Origin of the sequence: Mesorhizobium sp. M0910, assembly GCF_040319465.1 — a bacterium.
Classification (GTDB): domain Bacteria; phylum Pseudomonadota; class Alphaproteobacteria; order Rhizobiales; family Rhizobiaceae; genus Mesorhizobium.
In genome coordinates this window covers 61,546-78,655 of the sequence record NZ_JAMYNZ010000011.1, presented here as the reverse complement: position 1 = coordinate 78,655, position 17,110 = coordinate 61,546, and the positions used below count along the sequence as shown (strand labels likewise).

16 protein-coding genes and 1 pseudogene are annotated in these 17,110 nt (G+C 62.4%); 7 read left to right on the top strand and 10 right to left on the bottom strand.

Going from position 1 to position 17,110, the window contains the following annotated elements; genetic code table 11:
• The first annotated feature begins 14 nt into the window (after positions 1–14).
• The 4 genes and pseudogenes from NKH78_RS24840 to NKH78_RS24825 all read left to right on the top strand — a co-directional run bounded on the left by NKH78_RS24840 (position 15) and on the right by NKH78_RS24825 (position 3,153).
• On the top strand, positions 15–800 hold the full coding sequence (locus tag NKH78_RS24840) for a ThuA domain-containing protein (RefSeq protein WP_352737361.1): 786 nt from the start codon (positions 15–17) through the stop codon (positions 798–800).
• Positions 801–853: 53 nt separating this feature from the next.
• Positions 854–1,912, top strand: coding sequence for a Gfo/Idh/MocA family protein (locus NKH78_RS24835; RefSeq protein ID WP_352737362.1), 1,059 nt, complete (start codon positions 854–856; stop codon positions 1,910–1,912).
• 207 nt (positions 1,913–2,119) lie between these two features.
• Positions 2,120–2,476: a hypothetical protein gene (locus NKH78_RS24830; protein WP_352507114.1), complete on the top strand. Its 357-nt coding sequence runs from the start codon at positions 2,120–2,122 to the stop codon at positions 2,474–2,476.
• A gap of 246 nt (positions 2,477–2,722) precedes the next feature.
• Positions 2,723–3,153: pseudogene (locus tag NKH78_RS24825) on the top strand (DUF6841 family protein).
• Positions 3,154–3,177: 24 nt separating this feature from the next.
• Here NKH78_RS24825 and NKH78_RS24820 read toward each other — a convergent pair.
• The 6 genes from NKH78_RS24820 to NKH78_RS24795 form a co-directional block, all read right to left on the bottom strand.
• The gene (locus tag NKH78_RS24820; protein WP_352737364.1) at positions 3,178–3,906 is read right to left on the bottom strand and encodes an amino acid ABC transporter ATP-binding protein; all 729 of its coding nucleotides are present in this window, start codon (positions 3,904–3,906) and stop codon (positions 3,178–3,180) included.
• 29 nt (positions 3,907–3,935) lie between these two features.
• Complete coding sequence (locus NKH78_RS24815; protein ID WP_023677250.1) at positions 3,936–4,610, bottom strand: amino acid ABC transporter permease; 675 nt, start codon at positions 4,608–4,610, stop codon at positions 3,936–3,938.
• Positions 4,607–5,278 carry an amino acid ABC transporter permease gene (locus tag NKH78_RS24810; protein ID WP_352737394.1) on the bottom strand — a complete coding sequence of 224 codons (672 nt, stop codon included), beginning with the start codon at positions 5,276–5,278 and terminating at the stop codon, positions 4,607–4,609. The genes NKH78_RS24815 and NKH78_RS24810 overlap by 4 nt, the downstream gene beginning before the upstream one ends.
• A gap of 110 nt (positions 5,279–5,388) precedes the next feature.
• The gene (locus NKH78_RS24805; protein WP_254819451.1) at positions 5,389–6,177 is read right to left on the bottom strand and encodes an ABC transporter substrate-binding protein; all 789 of its coding nucleotides are present in this window, start codon (positions 6,175–6,177) and stop codon (positions 5,389–5,391) included.
• Positions 6,178–6,276: 99 nt separating this feature from the next.
• Positions 6,277–7,440 carry a saccharopine dehydrogenase family protein gene (locus NKH78_RS24800; protein ID WP_352737365.1) on the bottom strand — a complete coding sequence of 388 codons (1,164 nt, stop codon included), beginning with the start codon at positions 7,438–7,440 and terminating at the stop codon, positions 6,277–6,279.
• Positions 7,437–7,940: an Lrp/AsnC family transcriptional regulator gene (locus NKH78_RS24795; RefSeq protein ID WP_023677254.1), complete on the bottom strand. Its 504-nt coding sequence runs from the start codon at positions 7,938–7,940 to the stop codon at positions 7,437–7,439. Before NKH78_RS24795 ends, NKH78_RS24800 begins: the two co-directional genes overlap by 4 nt.
• A 383-nt stretch (positions 7,941–8,323) precedes the next feature.
• Between NKH78_RS24795 and NKH78_RS24790 the strand changes: the two genes are divergently transcribed.
• A complete protein-coding gene (locus tag NKH78_RS24790) occupies positions 8,324–9,175 on the top strand; it encodes a hypothetical protein (protein ID WP_352737366.1) in 852 nt (283 codons plus the stop codon).
• Between the two features lie 157 nt (positions 9,176–9,332).
• Here NKH78_RS24790 and NKH78_RS24785 read toward each other — a convergent pair whose 3' ends face one another.
• Both NKH78_RS24785 and NKH78_RS24780 read right to left on the bottom strand, forming a co-directional pair.
• Entirely contained in the window at positions 9,333–10,379 is a 1,047-nt protein-coding gene (locus tag NKH78_RS24785; protein ID WP_352737367.1) for an acyltransferase family protein, read from the bottom strand.
• Between the two features lie 217 nt (positions 10,380–10,596).
• Complete coding sequence (locus NKH78_RS24780) at positions 10,597–11,322, bottom strand: 3-keto-5-aminohexanoate cleavage protein (protein ID WP_352737368.1); 726 nt, start codon at positions 11,320–11,322, stop codon at positions 10,597–10,599.
• 161 nt (positions 11,323–11,483) lie between these two features.
• Between NKH78_RS24780 and NKH78_RS24775 the strand changes: the two genes are divergently transcribed.
• Positions 11,484–12,227 (top strand): 2OG-Fe(II) oxygenase, encoded by a 744-nt coding sequence (locus NKH78_RS24775; protein WP_352737369.1) that lies wholly within the window; start codon positions 11,484–11,486, stop codon positions 12,225–12,227.
• A gap of 31 nt (positions 12,228–12,258) precedes the next feature.
• On the opposite strand, the gene NKH78_RS24770 is transcribed toward NKH78_RS24775, so the two are convergent.
• On the bottom strand, positions 12,259–13,614 hold the full coding sequence (locus NKH78_RS24770) for a sigma-54-dependent transcriptional regulator (protein ID WP_352737370.1): 1,356 nt from the start codon (positions 13,612–13,614) through the stop codon (positions 12,259–12,261).
• Between the two features lie 6 nt (positions 13,615–13,620).
• Complete coding sequence (locus NKH78_RS24765) at positions 13,621–15,480, bottom strand: sensor histidine kinase (RefSeq protein WP_352737371.1); 1,860 nt, start codon at positions 15,478–15,480, stop codon at positions 13,621–13,623.
• Between the two features lie 236 nt (positions 15,481–15,716).
• On the opposite strand from NKH78_RS24765, the gene NKH78_RS24760 reads away from it, so the two are divergent.
• A complete protein-coding gene (locus tag NKH78_RS24760; RefSeq protein WP_352737372.1) occupies positions 15,717–17,048 on the top strand; it encodes a dicarboxylate/amino acid:cation symporter in 1,332 nt (443 codons plus the stop codon).
• Positions 17,049–17,110 lie beyond the last annotated feature (62 nt).

Below are 17,110 nucleotides of genomic sequence, written 5' to 3'. Positions count from 1 at the left end.
ATCACGAGGACATCATGACAATACGCGCTGTCGTCTGGGGCGAGAATATTCATGAGCGGACCAACGAGGTGGTCGCCGGCATCTATCCCGAGGGCATGCATGCGAGGATCGCCAATGCGCTGAAGCTCGACCCGGAGATTTCGGTATCGTGGGCGACGCTGGAGCAGAAGGAGCATGGGCTGCCGGCCGACCGTCTGGCCGAGACCGACGTCTTGCTGTGGTGGGGACACAAGGACCATGGCGCCGTCGCCGACGAAGTGGTCGAGCGCGTGGCGCGCCGCGTCTGGGAAGGCATGGGGCTGATCGTTCTCCATTCCGGCCATTTCTCGAAGATATTCAAGAAGCTGATGGGCACGCCGTGCACGCTGAAATGGCGCGAGGCGGGCGAGCGCGAACGGCTCTGGGTGACCAGCGCAAGCCACCCGATCGCTGCCGGGATCGGCGAGTATTTCGAGCTCGAGAACGAGGAGATGTATGGCGAGCAGTTCGCCGTGCCGGAGCCGCTCGAGACCGTGTTCATCTCCTGGTTCCAGGGCGGCGAAGTGTTCCGGTCGGGGCTGACCTATCGCCGCGGCGCCGGCAACATCTTCTATTTCAGGCCCGGCCACGAGACGTATCCGACCTATCACGACGCCAACGTCCACAAGGTGCTGCGCAATGCGGTGAGATGGGCGCACAACCCCCAAGGCTCCAATCCGGCCATCCTCGATGCGCCGAACGTGCCGGTGGAAAAGGCGCTCGAGCCGATCGTCGAGCGCGGCGGAAAACTTCATTCCGCGGGCGAAGCCGGCTTTCGCTAGACCAAATCCATGATCGAACAAGAAGATAAAGCCCTGTCCTAAGGATAAGAATCATGCGCCTCTTGATACTCGGCACCGGTTGGATGGCGGAGGAGCACGCCAGGCAGTTCGGCAAGATCGAGGGCGTCGAACTGATCGGCGCCGTCGATCTCGACCGCACGCGCGTCGACAAGTTTTCGGACATCTACGGTATCCCCAACCGGTTCGCGTCGCTGGACGAGGCGCTGGCATGGGGCAAGTTCGATGCGGTGGCGAACGTGACGCCTGATCGCATCCACCATCCGACCACCATGATGCTGATCGCGGCGGGCAAGCCGGTGCTGTGCGAGAAACCGCTGGCCGAAAACTTCGAGAAAGCCAGTGAGATGGCCGCTGCCGCCGAGCGGGCCGGCATCATCAACATGGTCAACCTGACCTATCGCAATGTCGCGCCGCTGCAGAGAGCGCGCGCCATGGTGCTGGCCGGCGACATCGGCACGGTCAGGCATGTCGAGGCGTCCTATCTGCAGAGCTGGCTGGTGTCCAAATTCTGGGGCGACTGGCGCACCGATTCGAAATGGCTGTGGCGGCTGTCGCGCGGCCATGGCTCCAACGGCGTGCTGGGCGACGTCGGTATCCACATCCTCGATTTCGCCAGCTATGGCGCGGCGCTCGACATCGACCATGTGTTCTGCCGCCTGAGATCCTTCGACAAGGCGCCCGAAAACCGCATCGGCGAATACGAGCTCGACGCCAATGACAGTTTCACCATGGCGCTTGATTTCCGCAATGGCGCCTTCGGCGTCGTCCATGCCAGCCGCTGGGCAACCGGCCATCTCAACGAACTCCGCCTGCGCATCTACGGCGACAAGGGCGGCATCGAAGTCGTGCACAATCTGACCGGCTCGGAGCTGAAAGCCTGCATCGGCGAGGATGTCGAGAACGCCAAATGGCAAGTTCTGGACGCCGGAACGGTGGCGACCAACTACCAGCGCTTCGTCGATGCGGTGCGCAGCGGTGTCCAGCCCGAACCGTCATTTCGCCATGCGGCCGAATTGCAGAAGGTGCTCGACCTCGCAGTCGTGTCGGATGAGAAGCGGGCCGAATTGAGCACTCACGCGGACGCGCAATAGGCTTGGGTTCCTCGCCGTAGGGCGGGGCGGTCGACCGATGCTGTTCAACGGCACAAGCAGCGGAAGCATCTGGCTGCATCGCTTGCATATGCCTCGACGCTGCTCATAATGTGCGGACAAGGCATCGCGACTCTATCGAATCGCTAGAAAACCGATGGATAAATGAGCAAACCAGATCGCTAAATTCTTCTTTGCATAGGTATTTAGATGATCCAATCTTCCCATAAATTTAAAGAACGCACGTCCTTTGAAAGCGCAGAATCGGTTTTAGCGGCTATTCTAGTTTTATGTCTCTTCGCTGCGATTCTCGCCTTCTTCCATTACAATCCTGAGCTCCGATCAGCCATTGCCGGGGCTTTTCGGCCGTCTGACAATTTCATCGCGACCGTGGAAAGTGACCCATTTGCTGTTCTTGGCGTCGTCAGCCTTTCCCTAGTTGCCTTTGTCGCAACGCTATTTTTTCTTATTACAACATGGTCTATTGCGACGAGATCCATTCACTTGTTATCTGCACGCTTCCTCGCGTCGGCCAACCGCAGTGTTGAGTCAGATAAAGGCAATTGAGCGCACGATCGGTCTCTCCAATAGGACGTCAAATCTTTGCCGATAGATCCGCACCTCCGGATAAGTCCAACCACCCATCTGGGCCATCGGTGGCAACCAACTGACTGAATCTAAGCCTCAATGCCGCAGGATCTTGCTCCGCCCTGGGACGAAGTCATGATTGGCTGAGGGGCAATCGCGGATGTCGGAGATCGGCGGAGCGTTTCCTGGTCCCACCCAACATAGCCGCACCTGGGAGATGAAACTATGGAGACCAGCGTAAGGAAGCTATTCGAGCGATATGAGCGCTTTTTCAACCAGTCCCTCGGCGGCGACATGGACATGGATGAGGTCGCATCGCTGTATGCTTCGGACTTCATAGCGGCTTCGCCCGCCGGGGTCATGACTGGAAAGAACGATAAGCAATCAAGCAGGTCATGGCGCAAGGCCATGCGCACTATCGCGCGATAGGGACGAAGGAAATGCGGATACGCAATGTCCGGCTCTCGCCGATAGACGAACATCATTGCGTGGCTCATGTCGCCTGGACAGCAACCTATGCCCGCAAGGATCAATCGAAGGTGGCGATAGATTTTGACGTCCACTACCTCGTGCAGAAGTTGGACGGCGAGCCGAAGGTTTTCGGCTGGATATCGGACGACGAGCAGGCGCTGTTGAGAAAGCACGGCATCGTCTGAGGTCCGCTTTCTCCTGATGCCCCCCTAATGCCGCAGGATCTTGCTCAGAAAAGCGCGGCTGCGGTCGGTCTTCGGATGCGAGAAGAACTCGTCCGGCGTGCCGCTCTCGACGATGGCGCCGGCGTCCATGAACACCACCCGCTGCGCGACCTTGCGGGCAAAGCCCATCTCGTGCGTCACCACCATCATGGTCATGCCTTCCTCGGCCACCGCGACCATGACGTCGAGCACTTCCGAGATCATCTCGGGATCGAGGGCCGAGGTCGGCTCGTCGAACAGCATGATCTTGGGGCGCATGCCGAGGCAGCGCGCGATCGCCACGCGCTGCTGCTGGCCGCCTGAGAGTTGCGCCGGATAGGCATTCACCTTGTCGGCAAGGCCGACCTTGGCGAGCAGCTCGCGTCCGGCCTTTTCGGCTTCGGCGCGCGGGATCTTGCGGACATGGATCGGCGCCAGCGTCACGTTTTCGAGCGCGGTCTTGTGCGGGTAGAGATTGAACGACTGGAAGACGAAGCCGATCTCGGTGCGCAGCCGCGTCATGTTGGTGGCGGCGTCGCCGAGGCGCTGGCCGTCGACCGTCAGGTCGCCGTCGCGGATCGTCTCCAGCCCGTTGATGCAACGGATCAGGGTGCTCTTGCCCGAGCCGCTAGGGCCGCAGACGACGACCACTTCGCGCGGCTCGACGCTCAGCGTGATATCCCTGAGCACGTTGAGCTGGCCGAACCATTTGTTGACGCCGCGAAATTCGATCATGCCAGTGCCATTTTTGCTAAGGTTCGACATCACAACTGCACCTCGCCATGCGCCGCGCCCATGCGTTGCTCCAGCCGGCGGGCCAGCATGATCAGGGGGTAGCAGACGATGAAGTAACCGAGCCCGACGAGGAAGAAGACGAGCAGGCCGTTCGGCACACGCTGCACCACCAGCCAGCCGACGCGGGTGAGGTCGGTCAGGCCGATGGCCGAGACAACCGAGGAATCCTTGATCAGCAGCACATATTGCCCGACCAGCGGCGGCAGCACGATGCGCATCGCCTGCGGCAGCACCACCTGGCGCATGCGCTGCCAGCGCGACAGGCCGGATGCCAGCGCCGCCTCGACCTGGCCGGTCGGCACCGAGCGGATGCCGGCGACGACGATCTCGCAGATGAAGCAGGCGGCCAGATTGGTCAGCGCGATGATGCCGGCGGTGAAGGCGTCGAGCTCGATGCCGAGTTCCGGCAGGATGAAGAAGATCAGGAAGATCTGCACCAGGAACGGTGTGCCGCGGATCAGGTCGACCCAGGCGCCGATCGCGCCGCTGATCAGCCGGTTGCCGCCGGTGCGCAGGATGCCGAGGCCGAAGCCGAGCAGCGTGCCCAGCACCAGGCTGATCAGCGACAGCACCACGGTCATGCCGAGGCCGCGCAAGGCGAGGGGATAGCTGCCGGCGATGCTTTGCAGCTGCTGCCAGATCATGTCCGTGCCCCCGCGAGGCCGAGCCAGCGCCCGGAGAGCGCCGCCAGCCCCTTCAGCCCGTAATAGAGCAGGAGGTAGAAGGCGGCGATGGTGATGAAACCTTCGGCCGGCATGAAGCGGTCGGAGGCGAGCAATTGTCCGGCGCGCGTCAGCTCGGCAACCGAGATCAGCGACAACAGGGCGGAATCCTTGACCAGCACGATCGCCTGGCCGAGCAGCGGCGGGATCGTCACCTTGAACGCCTGCGGCAGGATGACGAGACGTATGCGCTGGACATAGGTCATGCCCGAAGCGACGCCGGCCTCGACCTGGCCGCGCGGGATCGACAGGATGCCGGCACGGATGATCTCGGCGACATAGGCGCCGCTGTTCAGCGATAAAGCGAGGATGCCGACGACGAACTCGGGCAGGATAAAGCCGAGCCGCGGCAGGCCGAAATAGAGGAAATAGAGCTGCGCCAGTAAGGGCGTGGCGCGCACCGCGTCGATATAGGCCTTGGCCGGGACGCGGAACAGCCGGCCGCGCTGCAAATTCATCGCGGCGAGCACGATGCCGACGGCGAGCGCGCCGGCAAAGGAGAGCGCAGACAGCCACACGGTCGTGACGAGGCCCTGCCCGAACAGGGGCAGATATTCGACGATGGTGCGGAAGCTGAAGTTTTCGAGCATGGTGAGTGGGCAGTAGTGAGTAGGCAGTAGTGAGTAGTGAAGGTGTCCGGAATGGCCATCAGCCACTCCATGCTCCCTATTTCTACTTCCTACTCCCTACTCCCTATCCGTTAGTGGTCTTTCTTCCAGGCGTCGGAATTCACCCAGTAATCGAGGTTCTTTTGCAGGCGGCCGTCGAGGCTGACCTGGTCGAGGAACAGGTTCATCCAGACCAGCAGGTCCTGCTCGTCATAGCGCGTGGCGAAGGCCAGCGGCTCCTTCGACAGCATATCCGGCATGATGTTGAAGCTGCCGGCTGGGTACGCGGTCGACTGGCCCTTGACCGCCGAGACGTCGTTGACGCCGCAATCGGCCTGGCCGTTGTTGACGGCGTCGAGCAGCAGCGGGCCGCCGCCCTTGTAGCTCTTGATGTCGGCATCGGGGAAGGCGGCCTTGGCTTCCTTCTCGCCGGTGGCGCCGAGCAGCACCGCGATCTTGGTGCCTTTGGCCTTGCAGTCCTCGGTGGATTTGAAGGCGGTCCCAGCCTTGGTGAAGACGGTGCTGCCCGTGTACATGTAGGGCTTGGTAAAGGCGACCTTCATGCCGCGCGCCAGCGTCGGCGTCATGTCGGCGACCAGAAGATCGGCCTTGCCCGACAGCAGCGCCGGGATCAGGCCGTCCCAGTCGAAGTCGAGGAAGGTGATCTTGACGCCCATTTCCTTGGCCATCAATTCGGCGAGTTCGACCGAACTGCCGGTGCGTTCGCCGGCGGCACCCACCAGCGAAAAGGGCGGGCCTTGCGTCTGCACCGCAACGCGCAACTCACCGCGCTTGGTAATCTCGTCGAGGGTTCCGGCACTGGCGGCAGCGGTGAGGCCGGCGAGCGCAAGTCCGGCGATGAAAAGCTTGGCAATCTTCATTTGGGCATTCCTCCTTGTTGTTCCACTTGTTGTTTCACCCCATCGGGTGCTTTTTGAGCGGCAGCGCCGTTGCCGGCGGCAACCACCGTTCGAAAATCTTCAATCCCAGCTCACCGTTTCGGCGACCTTGATGCCGCGCCTGGCCAGCTCGTCGAGGAAGCGGCCATCGGGCACATGCAGCAGTGGGTTGAGCAGGCCGGGCGTGGCGATCTCGCGCCGTGCCAGCATCTGCGCCACGATGCTGGCGGGATAGCCGACGCCAAGGCTCATGCCGAACAGGCCAGAGGCGAGGTCGCGTTCGATGACCAGCTCCGAGGTCACCGTCTTGCGGCGGCCGCCTTCGCTGCCGACAAACACGTTCCGCATGACGCAAAGGTCCTTTTCGTCCGCGCCGTATTGCAGTTGCGGGCCAAGCAGCCGGCCGAGGAATTCGCGTGGGCTGACACCGGTGCCGGATACCTTTTCCTCGGACAGGAAGCCGAGCTGCTTCAGCGGCGCCCAGAACGCCGACCAGCCAGGCCAGCGCAGCGAATATCGGCCGGAGCGCTGCAGCCCCTTTGCGGCGGCAAGCATGCCGGCATAATGCGGGGCGTCGCCATTGGGGAAGGCTTCCAGCCTGCCCAGCCCCGCCACCTCGATCTCGTGGATGAAACGATTGTCGTGCTGGCGGGCGGCCGGCACATCGACCTGTTCGCCGTTCTCGACCAGCACACTGTCGCGGTTCTGGCTGACCAGAACCATGTCGAAATTCCAGCTCACCTTGTAGCGCAGCGGCTCGACCACCGCTTTCGGCTCGGGAATGCCGCCACAGTAGGAATCGATCGCGGTGATGGTGTCGAACTGGCTTGCGGCGCGCGCGTAGAGCACAAGGTCGATGCCGGGGTCGAGCCCGCATTCGGTGACGATCGAGACGCCGGCCTTTTCGGCCTCGGGCGCTAGATCCGCGATGGCCTTGCCGTAATTGGTGGTGACCAGCGGCGTGCGCGTCGCGATCGCCGCCTGCACCGCCTCGCGCATCAGCGGTTGCGGCAACAGGTCGATGACCGCGTCGACGTCCTTCATCACATCGGCCAATGCTGGACCGATCGCGCCCTCCGGCACGACGAAACGCACCCGGGCAAGGTCGGTCAGGCCGCCAAGCCGCGCAGCGCCGTCGGTTGCGGTGTCGACACAGACCACTTGCTCGACGCCGTCGCTGGCAACGAGATCGGCGATCGCCGCCCGGCCTTGCAGGCCGAGCCCGCCGAGAACCGCGATCTTCATGCCATTTCCTTCCGCGTCTCGTCCGACCAGCAACCTTCCGGCAGGCTGACCCATTTGTTGCAGGACGCCATGACGACGAAAGTCTCGCTGCGCACGACCTCGCCCGGCTCGCCGGCGCCGGGGATCAGCTCGCTGGTGACGCGGTAGAGATCGGCGACATCACCGGCCACGGTCACGTCGACGATGATGTCGAAGCGTCCGGTGACGACGGCGGCCGAGTTCACGAAAGGCAGTTCGGAGATGCGTTGCGCCAGTTCCCGTGCCCGGCCGCGCCCTTGCGCATTGATGCCGACGATCGCCGAGATCAGCTCGGGGCGTTCGGTCAGGTTGAGCAGGCCGACGATCTTGAGCAGGTTGCGGTCGAGCAGGTTGCGCAGCCGCATGCGCACCGTCGGCACCGAGATCGCCATCTTCTCGGCGAGGCGGTTGACGCCAAGCTGCGCGTCCTGCGACAGCAGCTTGACCAGTCGCCGGTCGGTCTGATCGAGATGTTCCCGCAAACGCTCAGGCTTTCATAAATGGAAATAAACGGTCGGATTTTCTTTCGGATATGAAAATACCTTATGAGAGATTTTTAACAATGGCAAGAGCCACGTCGTCCGCGGTCCCCTATGCCTGTCGGCAGTTTCGTCGAGGACGTCACATTTTGTTCTTGCTTTGTGCCGGCAGCTATGCTACTAATTTGGGTATGGTGCTAATTGGCTCCAAAGACCCGCCTCCCCGAGGCGGGTTTTTTGTTTTCCCATACCTTTGAAGGTTCAGCGCCGCCGGCTTGAGGTTGGCGGGACAGCGCCGTTCGGGACGCGCTGTGTTCGAGGGTGGAAAAGCAAACGGCGCAAGAGGTGCCTGGAATCTCATGTTTAGAAAGGAACGGTAAATCGACATGAAGAAGATTTTTCATCTGTTGGTGCTCACGGCAATCTGCACCATTACCGCCGCTATGGCGCCAGTTGGCGCCGCATATGCCCAGAATGCGCCCTACTGGCGAGCGGACTGGGAGGAGGGGCCTTGCACCGGCGTCTCGTGCTACACCGACTGGTCTTTCGTTCAGGCGGAGGATTCCGCGCAAGCCGATCCCAGCCTGAACGCAATTGTCAGCGGCCTTGTCTCGACCAGCGCAGGGAATGTATCCTCGCACGGCGGCAACAGCTTCGGAAAGTTCGAAACGACGCTGGCTGCCATCAATGCTGGAAAGCCCCACTCCAAAGTCTACAAAGAGTGGCTCTTTCCAGGCGGCCTAGCCAAGAACGACGCTTTCGGACGTCCGCTCCAGGTGGTGCCGCCGTCAGGGATCGATGGAACCTATGTCGCGTGGTTTTTCATTCCGTCCAATTACGAGTCGAAGAACGACTGGACGAATATCCTCCAGTTCAAGGTGACCGAGCAATCGCCTTTCAAGCAGGAACCAACGTGGTGGGTCAACCTGCGCGACAGTCTGACTGATGACACGCTGTTGCTGCACGTGGAAAATTGGGCGGACGGAACGTACAATCCGGAGAACGATGTTGCCGCACCGAAAGGCCGCTGGTTTCAGCTTCGTGCGGATCTCTATGAAGGGGTAGGCATCGATTGGTATCTGGACGGGGTGTTTTGGCAGTCATCGTCGAACGCAACCTGGCCGGTCGGGCGGGATTCCGACGGATCAGGTACACCTCAGTCATTCGTGTTTGGCGTGGGTCACTATGGTGGAGTTGGCAGACTCTATACTGACGATGCCTACATGATTGCAAAGTAGCCACTGGCACATTGTCGAATGTGCATAAAACAATAAGCTGCTTCGGGTCCAACCGGGCAGCTTTTTTTGCACTTTGAGCGCGTCGCGTTTGAATGCCCTTTAAGTCTTTGTTCTGTGCATGTCGTGTCGCAAAATCGTTGCGAGGCGCAGCCGCAACTTATTGTGCCTTCACCTGATAGGCGGAGAGGCTCATCCGCGAAATGGCCAAAAGCGGCTTTTCAATAAAACTATAGCTGGCCAGGGAGACGGCAATGCAGGCGGCGACAAGAACCATGCCTGCAAGCCATGGTGATACATTGGCGCTTGCAACGACAGGAGCGGTCGCAAGCAGCACGATAGGATGCGTCAGATAGAGAGAGTAGGAAGCATCACCCAACCTTGCCAGCACGCGAGGAGCAAAAAGCCGGAAGTAGCTTTCCAGCCTGATGCAAGCCGCGACAAGGATCAACGCGGGGAGTCCCTGAGCAAGGGTTCGCGGCAAGTTGAAGCCAAGTACCATCACCAGCATGGACATGATAGCGAACACGAGTGCCGAGGCACCCAGGACGGCAGGCAAACGCGTCAGCCTGCCGACCAGATGGCCGAGAGCCATGCCGGCAAGGAACTCAAACAGGATTGGCGTGGTGTAGAAAAACAGCACAGTGTCGGCGGCGGGTTTGAAGATGATGCGCACCGCTACGGCGATTGCAAAGACAACGCCGACCGCGGCCATTTGCGTCCACTTACCAAAACTCATGGTCGCCGCGAACAGAATATAAAACAGGATTTCCAGATTGAGCGTCCAACCCACGCCAAGCACTGGTTGGACATAGCCCGTGACAGTATCGAGGTAGGGTATAAAGAGCAGGCTGTTGGTGGTCTGCTCAAGAGACACTGCGCGACCGGCAATCAACCAAAGTGCAGCGACCATGAGGAAGGTCATAATCCAATAGAACGGAACGACGCGCGTGAACCGCTGCATCAAAAAAGCACGGTGGTCCGGGCGTCTGTTCTCCGTCGAGAGAACCATGACAAAACCACTGATGATGAAAAACAGGTCGACGCCACTGTTTAGAACGGGAATATCCAGATCGAGCATGCCCAGTGCGGCCGGAAGATGAAAAATGACAACCATGAGGGCTGCCAGCCCCCGCAGGATCTGTACCGATGTATACTGTTGAATCCGGCGCGGCGAAGCGTGATCATTCTGTGGAATGATGTTCATAAAAAATGGTCCCCGGTGCAGGAGAGCATTTAACATACGGGGTCGTTGATGTGCTGATTAATTGCCCGTGTAATTAATATCTAAAGTTTTAGATAGATTTTACTGACATCAGCACGCGGCCATACTTTAGACCCGCCCGACTTTGGCCTGCCTCTCCGTCAAATCCTAGCATCTCCCCGTGAAGAGGGGATCGGCGGCCATCGACGCTTTCCCCGTGCTAACGACTGGTCTCGAGGATAGCGACGGCTGCCGCTGTCAGCGCAGCGTTACCGGGTGCTATTGTTCCATCAGGAAGCTCCTTGCCGTCTTCCAGTCCGACGCGCGTCGACCAACGGCGTTCCGCCGCCCGGTGCACGAAAGGCCAGACCGTGGCGTCGGCGCCGTGCAGCAGGATCGCCCGGCGGATTCCGGCGCCGTCGAGCACGGCGGCGATATCGTCGCTGATCTCAAGCGCAGCATCCGGCTCCTGCTCGGAGATTTCGATCAGGATGCGCAGCACGCGGTTGCCATGGTCGAGGCTCACCAGGCGTTCGGCGTCGGCAACGGAGGCGAGCCCGGCCTCGATGCCAATGCCGCGCTGGCGCAGGCTTTCCATGACGGCGGGCGCTGCGTTCTCGCTGAGATTGACCGAGGCGTAGTCAGGAAGCTCGCTCCAGCCGGCGATCGCGGCCAGCGTCCGCTGGTCGTCGTTCTCGATCCAGGCACCCGTCGACACGCCAATCAGCGTTCCCGGGCAGGCGCGGCGGAGCGCCAGCACGGTCGGGTCCATCGCGTCAGGGGCAAGGCTTTCGCGGCCATCGAGCCCGCGTGCATGGACATGCAACTCGGCCGCACCTGCGGCCACGCAGGCCGCGCCGTCTCGCGCAATGGCTTCGGGATCAAGCGGCAGTCGGGGGTGGAAATCAGCGCTGCGCGCGCCATTGATGCAGGTCTGGACGATCATGGAGGTGGCGGTCCCGTTGAGTGGAACAAGTTTAGCCCATGACCACGAAATCGGAAATTGAATGACGTCCCGTCCCGCGAACCTCACCCGGCAAGAAACGGGTGGTCCGCGCGCGCCGTTTCACCCATCTCAATGACAGAGAAGCCACAGGAGGCGAAGCCATGACCATCCATTCGATAGGCGCGAAAGCGGCGGTGAAATCGGCGGAGGTGCGCGTTGCCGGATATGATTGGCGGACGCTGGCCGATGAGCTGAGCGGCTATGGCTGCGCGGTGATGGAAAAGCTGCTGACGCCGCAGGAGTGCGGACAGACAGCCAGCCTCTATCCGGACGAGAGCCATTTCCGCAGCCATGTCCACATGGCGCGGCACGGCTTCGGCAAGGGCGAGTACCGCTATTTCCGCTATCCCTTACCCGACTTGATCGGCGGCTTGCGCACAGCGCTCTATCCGCGCCTGGCCGCGGTCGCCAACGACTGGAACGCGCGCATGGGTATCGCGCAGCGCTATCCCGACGAACACGCCGCGTTCCTCGAGCAATGCCACGAGCAGGGCCAGACGCGGCCGACGCCGCTCCTGCTGCAATACGTCCCCGGCGACTTCAACTGCCTGCACCAGGATCTCTACGGCGATCTTGCCTTCCCGCTGCAGGTGGCGATCCTATTGTCGGAACCAGGCAAGGATTTCACCGGCGGCGAGTTCGTGCTGACCGAGCAGCGTCCGCGCATGCAAAGCCGCGTCGAGGTGGTGCCGCTGCGCCAGGGCGATGCAGTCGCCTTCGCGGTCCACAATCGTCCGGTCCAGGGCAGCAAGGGCAATTACCGCGTCAACCTCAGGCACGGCGTAAGCCGACTACGCTCCGGCATGCGCCACACTGTCGGCATCATCTTCCACGACGCCAAATAGCCGAGCCGCCCGGTCGCGAGGCCGGCGGCGATTACCGGGAAAAATCGCTGCGCACGATGCCGTGGCGCTGGAGCTTGTCGTAGAAAGTCTTGCGCGGAATCCCCAGCGCTTCGATCGTGCGCCTGACATCGCCGTCGTTGCGGCCAAGCGTCTCGCGAATGATGTCGGCCTCGTAGCGCTCCAGCCGCTCCGGCAGCTTCATGGCGGCGTTCGATTGGGTCGGGGCAGGGGGTTGTGCTTCGGCGCCTTCCTCCAGTCCAAGCACAAACCGCTCGGCGAAATGCGCCAGTTCGCGCACATTGCCCGGCCAGTCATGGTCGCTCAGATGGCGATGCACCGTCGCCGGCACTGCCGGCACAGGGCGGTGGAAGCGGGCGGCGGCGCGCTCGGCGAAATAGAAAAACAGCAGGGCGACATCGTCGCGGCGCTCGCGCAGCGGCGGGATCGAGATCGTTACCACGTTGAGCCGGTAATAGAGATCCTCGCGGAAAGCGCCGCGCTGGCGCGGATCGCCGAGGTCGACCTTGGCGGCGGCGACGACGCGCAGATCCACCGGCCGCACCTCGTTGGTGCCGAGCGGCGTGACCTCGCGCATCTCCAGCACGCGCAGCATCTGCACCTGTGTCGAGACCGGCATGCTTTCGATCTCGTCGAGGAACAGCGTACCGCCGCTGGCGTGCTCGATGCGGCCGATCCGTTTCTTCTGCGCGCCGGTGAAGGCGCCGGCCTCATGGCCGAACAACTCGCTCTCGATGACGGTCTCCGGCAGCGTGCCGCAATTCAGCGCGACGAAATTGCCCTTGGCGCGGCGGCTCCAGCGATGCAGAAGACTTGCCACCACCTCCTTGCCGGAGCCGGTCTCGCCGGTCACCAGCACGTCGACGTCGGTATCGGCGATCTGGCGCAGCGTACGGCGCAGCCTGTCCATCGCCGGCGTCTGGCCGATCAGCGGCAGGCTGTCCTGCGCCTCTCCGGCCGCCTCGCGCAAGGCCCGGTTCTCCATTACCAGGCGGCGCTTTTCCGCTGCGCGGCGCACGCTCTGCACCAGCCGGTCGGCGGCGAAGGGCTTTGTGATGAAGTCGTAGGCGCCGTCCTTGATCGCCTTGACGGCCATGGCGATGTCGCCATGGCCGGTGACGAGGATGACGGGAATGTCGGCATCCAGCCGCAGGATGCGATTGAAAAGCTGCAAGCCGTCGATCTGAGGCATGCGGATATCCGACACCACGACGCCGGCAAAACCGGCGTCGAGCGTGGCCAGCGCCTCGGCCGCCACCGCAAAGGCCGAGACCGAGAAGCCGGCAAGCTCCAGCGTCTGCGCGGTGGCCTTGAGGAGATCGCGATCGTCATCGATCAGGACCACCGGTGCGGAATTGTCGTTCGTCATGATGGCTTACGCTGCTTTCTGGAGATGAATGGTGAAGCGGGTGCCGCTGTCGCCGCTCGAAACCTCGATGCGTCCGCCATAGTCGGCGACGATGTCCTTGGAGATGACGAGGCCGAGGCCCAAGCCTTTTTCCTTGGAGGTGTTGAACGGCGTGAACAGCGATTTGAGGATCGCCGGCGGAATGCCGGGTCCGTTGTCGGATACGCTGATGGTCACGCCATCCGCGGTCTCTTCGACCGAGACCCGCACATGAGCGTCGTCGCGGCCGTCGAGCGCCTCCAGCGCGTTCTGGAAAAGATTGATCAGCACCTGTTCGAGCCGCACCCGATTGCCCATGACCTTGAGGCTCGGCAGCGGCAGGTCGACGACCAATGCGTCGAGCCGGCCGGCAAAGCGGCTTCTCAACAGCATGACGGCGCCCTCGATGACGCCGCGCAATTCGACAGGCTCGGCGGCGGTGCGGCCCTTGCGGGCAAATGCCTTCAACTCCTCGGTGATTGAGCCGATGCGTTCGGTAAGGGCTGCAATGGCGCCGAGGTTTTCCTCGGCCGGCCCGGTCTGCTTGCGGTCGAGGAAGGTGCGGGCGTTGTCGGCATAGGCACGGATGGTGGCGACCGGCTGGTTGATCTCGTGGGCGACGCCGGCGGCGACCTGGCCGAGGATGGCGAGGCGGTTGGCCTGGACCAGGTCCTGCTGCACCACCTGGAGCTTTGCCTCCGTGTTGCGGTGGCCGGTGATCTCGGCCTGCAACCGGTCGCGGGCTCGGCTCAGATCCTCGGTGCGTTCGACGACGCGGCGTTCGAGTTCGGTGCGCGCCGCCTGTTCGGCGGCAATCCGCATCTGCGCCGACTGCCGGCGCCACAACAGATACGCGGCCAGGCCGAGCAGCGGCACGACGACACCCAGTGCCAGAAGCCGCATTTCGCGGACGGCAGCGGCGATCGGCGCTTCAGCCGGGATCAGATAGTCGAGCCGCCAGGGGGTCGAAGGAACCGGCGTCGAAAGGCTGAGATACTGCGCGTCGCTGCCGCCGGGCGTCACCGCGTGGACGATCGACACATCCGGGCTGAGCGCCTGCGCGTGCATGATCGGCAACGGCACAAGCGGCGCGTCGCCGAACTGTTGGCTGTCGCGAATTGCGGCTTGCTTGGGTGCGGCCAGCGGCGCGGTTGTCATGAAGCGCCAGGACGGCACGCTGGTGATCAGCACGACACCACTCTCGTCGCTGACATAGGCCGGGCGGTTGGCCTCGCGCCAGTCGGCTTCGAGCTGGTCGAACTCCATCTTGACGACGACGACGCCGAGCGGTGCGGCGGCATCGCCGACGCGCCGCGAAATGTAGAGGCCGGGACGCTTGCTGACATTGCCGAGCGCAAAATATTCGGCGGTTCCGGCCTGCATCGCGCCGGAGAAATAATCGCGAAAACGGTAGTCGTTGCCGACGAAGCTGATCGGCTCGCGCCAGTTGCTGGAGGCGATCGCCAGTCCGTCGGCGCCGATCACATAGAGCACCGACGCCTTGGTGCCGGAGACCAGCCCCTCGAGCTTGCGGTTCAGCACATCGATTGCCGCGGCGTTTTTCTGCGACAGCGCATCACGTACCTGCTGGTCTGCAGACAAAAGCAGGGGCAGGGCGCGCGGGCTTTCGAGCACGGCGCGCAGCAGCGCGACCTTCAGATTGGCATCGGTACGCCCCTGCGCCGCCAAGGCCCCGATCTCGGCGGTGCGGCCGTAAAGGCCGGCGCCGTAGAGCGCTGCCGTGACGATCAAAAGCGCGACGGCCGCAAACAGCAGCCAGGCTCGGCGCGCGCGCCTGGCGAGTTGCTCGGGCGTCGAAGACAAGGCACCGGCGGGGCGTTGCAGCATCGCCTATTTGTGCATGAATTCGCACAAAACACAATTCAACCTATGCGGAGAGTCGCACTTGACCATGTGTCCGGCAGTGCGGCCGTTTGTGAATGCTCAATAAAATCAATGATGAATAATTCTTCTGCGTATCTGGCACGGCTGTTGCAAACACGAATTCAGCAGTCGCGAGGCTGCTGGTCAAAACAACTGCCCCGGGGAGTCGAGCTTTCGATCGGGGCGCCATGGAGGACGTCATGCAGACAGCAATCGCTGCCGCCGAGCCGCGCGGCAAACTTCCCTTATACCGGCATCTTTATGTGCAGGTGCTGGCGGCGATTGCCGCCGGCGTGCTGCTCGGCCATTTCTATCCCGAAACCGGCGAGGCGATGAAGCCGTTCGGCGACGCCTTCATCAAGCTGGTGAAGATGGTGATCGCGCCGGTGATCTTCCTGACCGTGGCGACCGGTATCGCCGGTGTTTCCGACCTGCAGAAGGTCGGCCGCGTCGCCGGCAAGGCGATGATCTATTTCCTGGTGTTCTCGACGCTGGCGCTGGTCGTCGGCCTGGTCGTCTCCAATGTCGTCCAGCCCGGCGCCGGCATGCACATCAATCCGGCCACGCTCGATACCGCCAAGGTGACGGCCTATGCCGAGAAGGCGCACGACACAACCATCGTCGGCTTCCTGATGAACATCATCCCCGACACCATCACCGGCGCCTTCGCGCAAGGCGACATTTTGCAGGTGCTGTTCTTCTCGGTGCTGTTCGGTGTCGCCCTGGCGCTGGTCGGCGATCGCGGCCGTCCGGTCGTCGATTTCCTGCAGGCGCTGACCACGCCGATCTTCCGCCTCGTCGCCATCCTGATGAAGGCCGCGCCGATCGGCGCGTTTGGCGCCATGGCCTTCACCATCGGCAAATACGGCATCGGCTCGATCGCCAATCTGGCCATGCTGATCGGCACGTTCTACCTGACTGCGTTGCTGTTCGTGCTGGTGGTGCTCGGCGCGGTTGCCCGCTACAACGGCTTCTCGATCCTGGCGCTGATCCGCTACATCAAGGAAGAACTGCTGCTGGTGCTCGGCACCTCGTCCTCGGAAGCGGCATTGCCGGGCCTCATGGCCAAGATGGAGCGCGCCGGCTGCAACCGCTCGGTGGTCGGCCTGGTCATCCCGACCGGCTATTCCTTCAATCTGGACGGCACCAACATCTATATGACGCTGGCCGCGCTGTTCATCGCACAGGCGACCGACACGCCACTCACCTATGGCGACCAGATCCTGCTGCTTGCGATCGCCATGCTGAGCTCCAAGGGTGCCGCCGGCATCACCGGCGCCGGCTTCATCACCCTGGCGGCGACGCTTTCGGTCGTCCCCACCGTGCCGGTCGCCGGCATGGCGCTGATCCTCGGCGTAGACCGCTTCATGTCGGAGTGCCGGGCGCTGACCAACTTCATCGGCAATGCGGTAGCGACGGTCGTGGTGGCACGCTGGGAAGGAGAACTCGACCAGACGAAGTTCGCCGCCGCTATGGCCGGCGACTTGCCGGAGGAAGTCGACCTGTCGCTGCCGGGTTTGCAGGCCGCCTGACTATTTAGGCCACATGACCATAAGCCCCGGAGGCGGTTCGCCGGCTCCGGGGCAAAAGCACT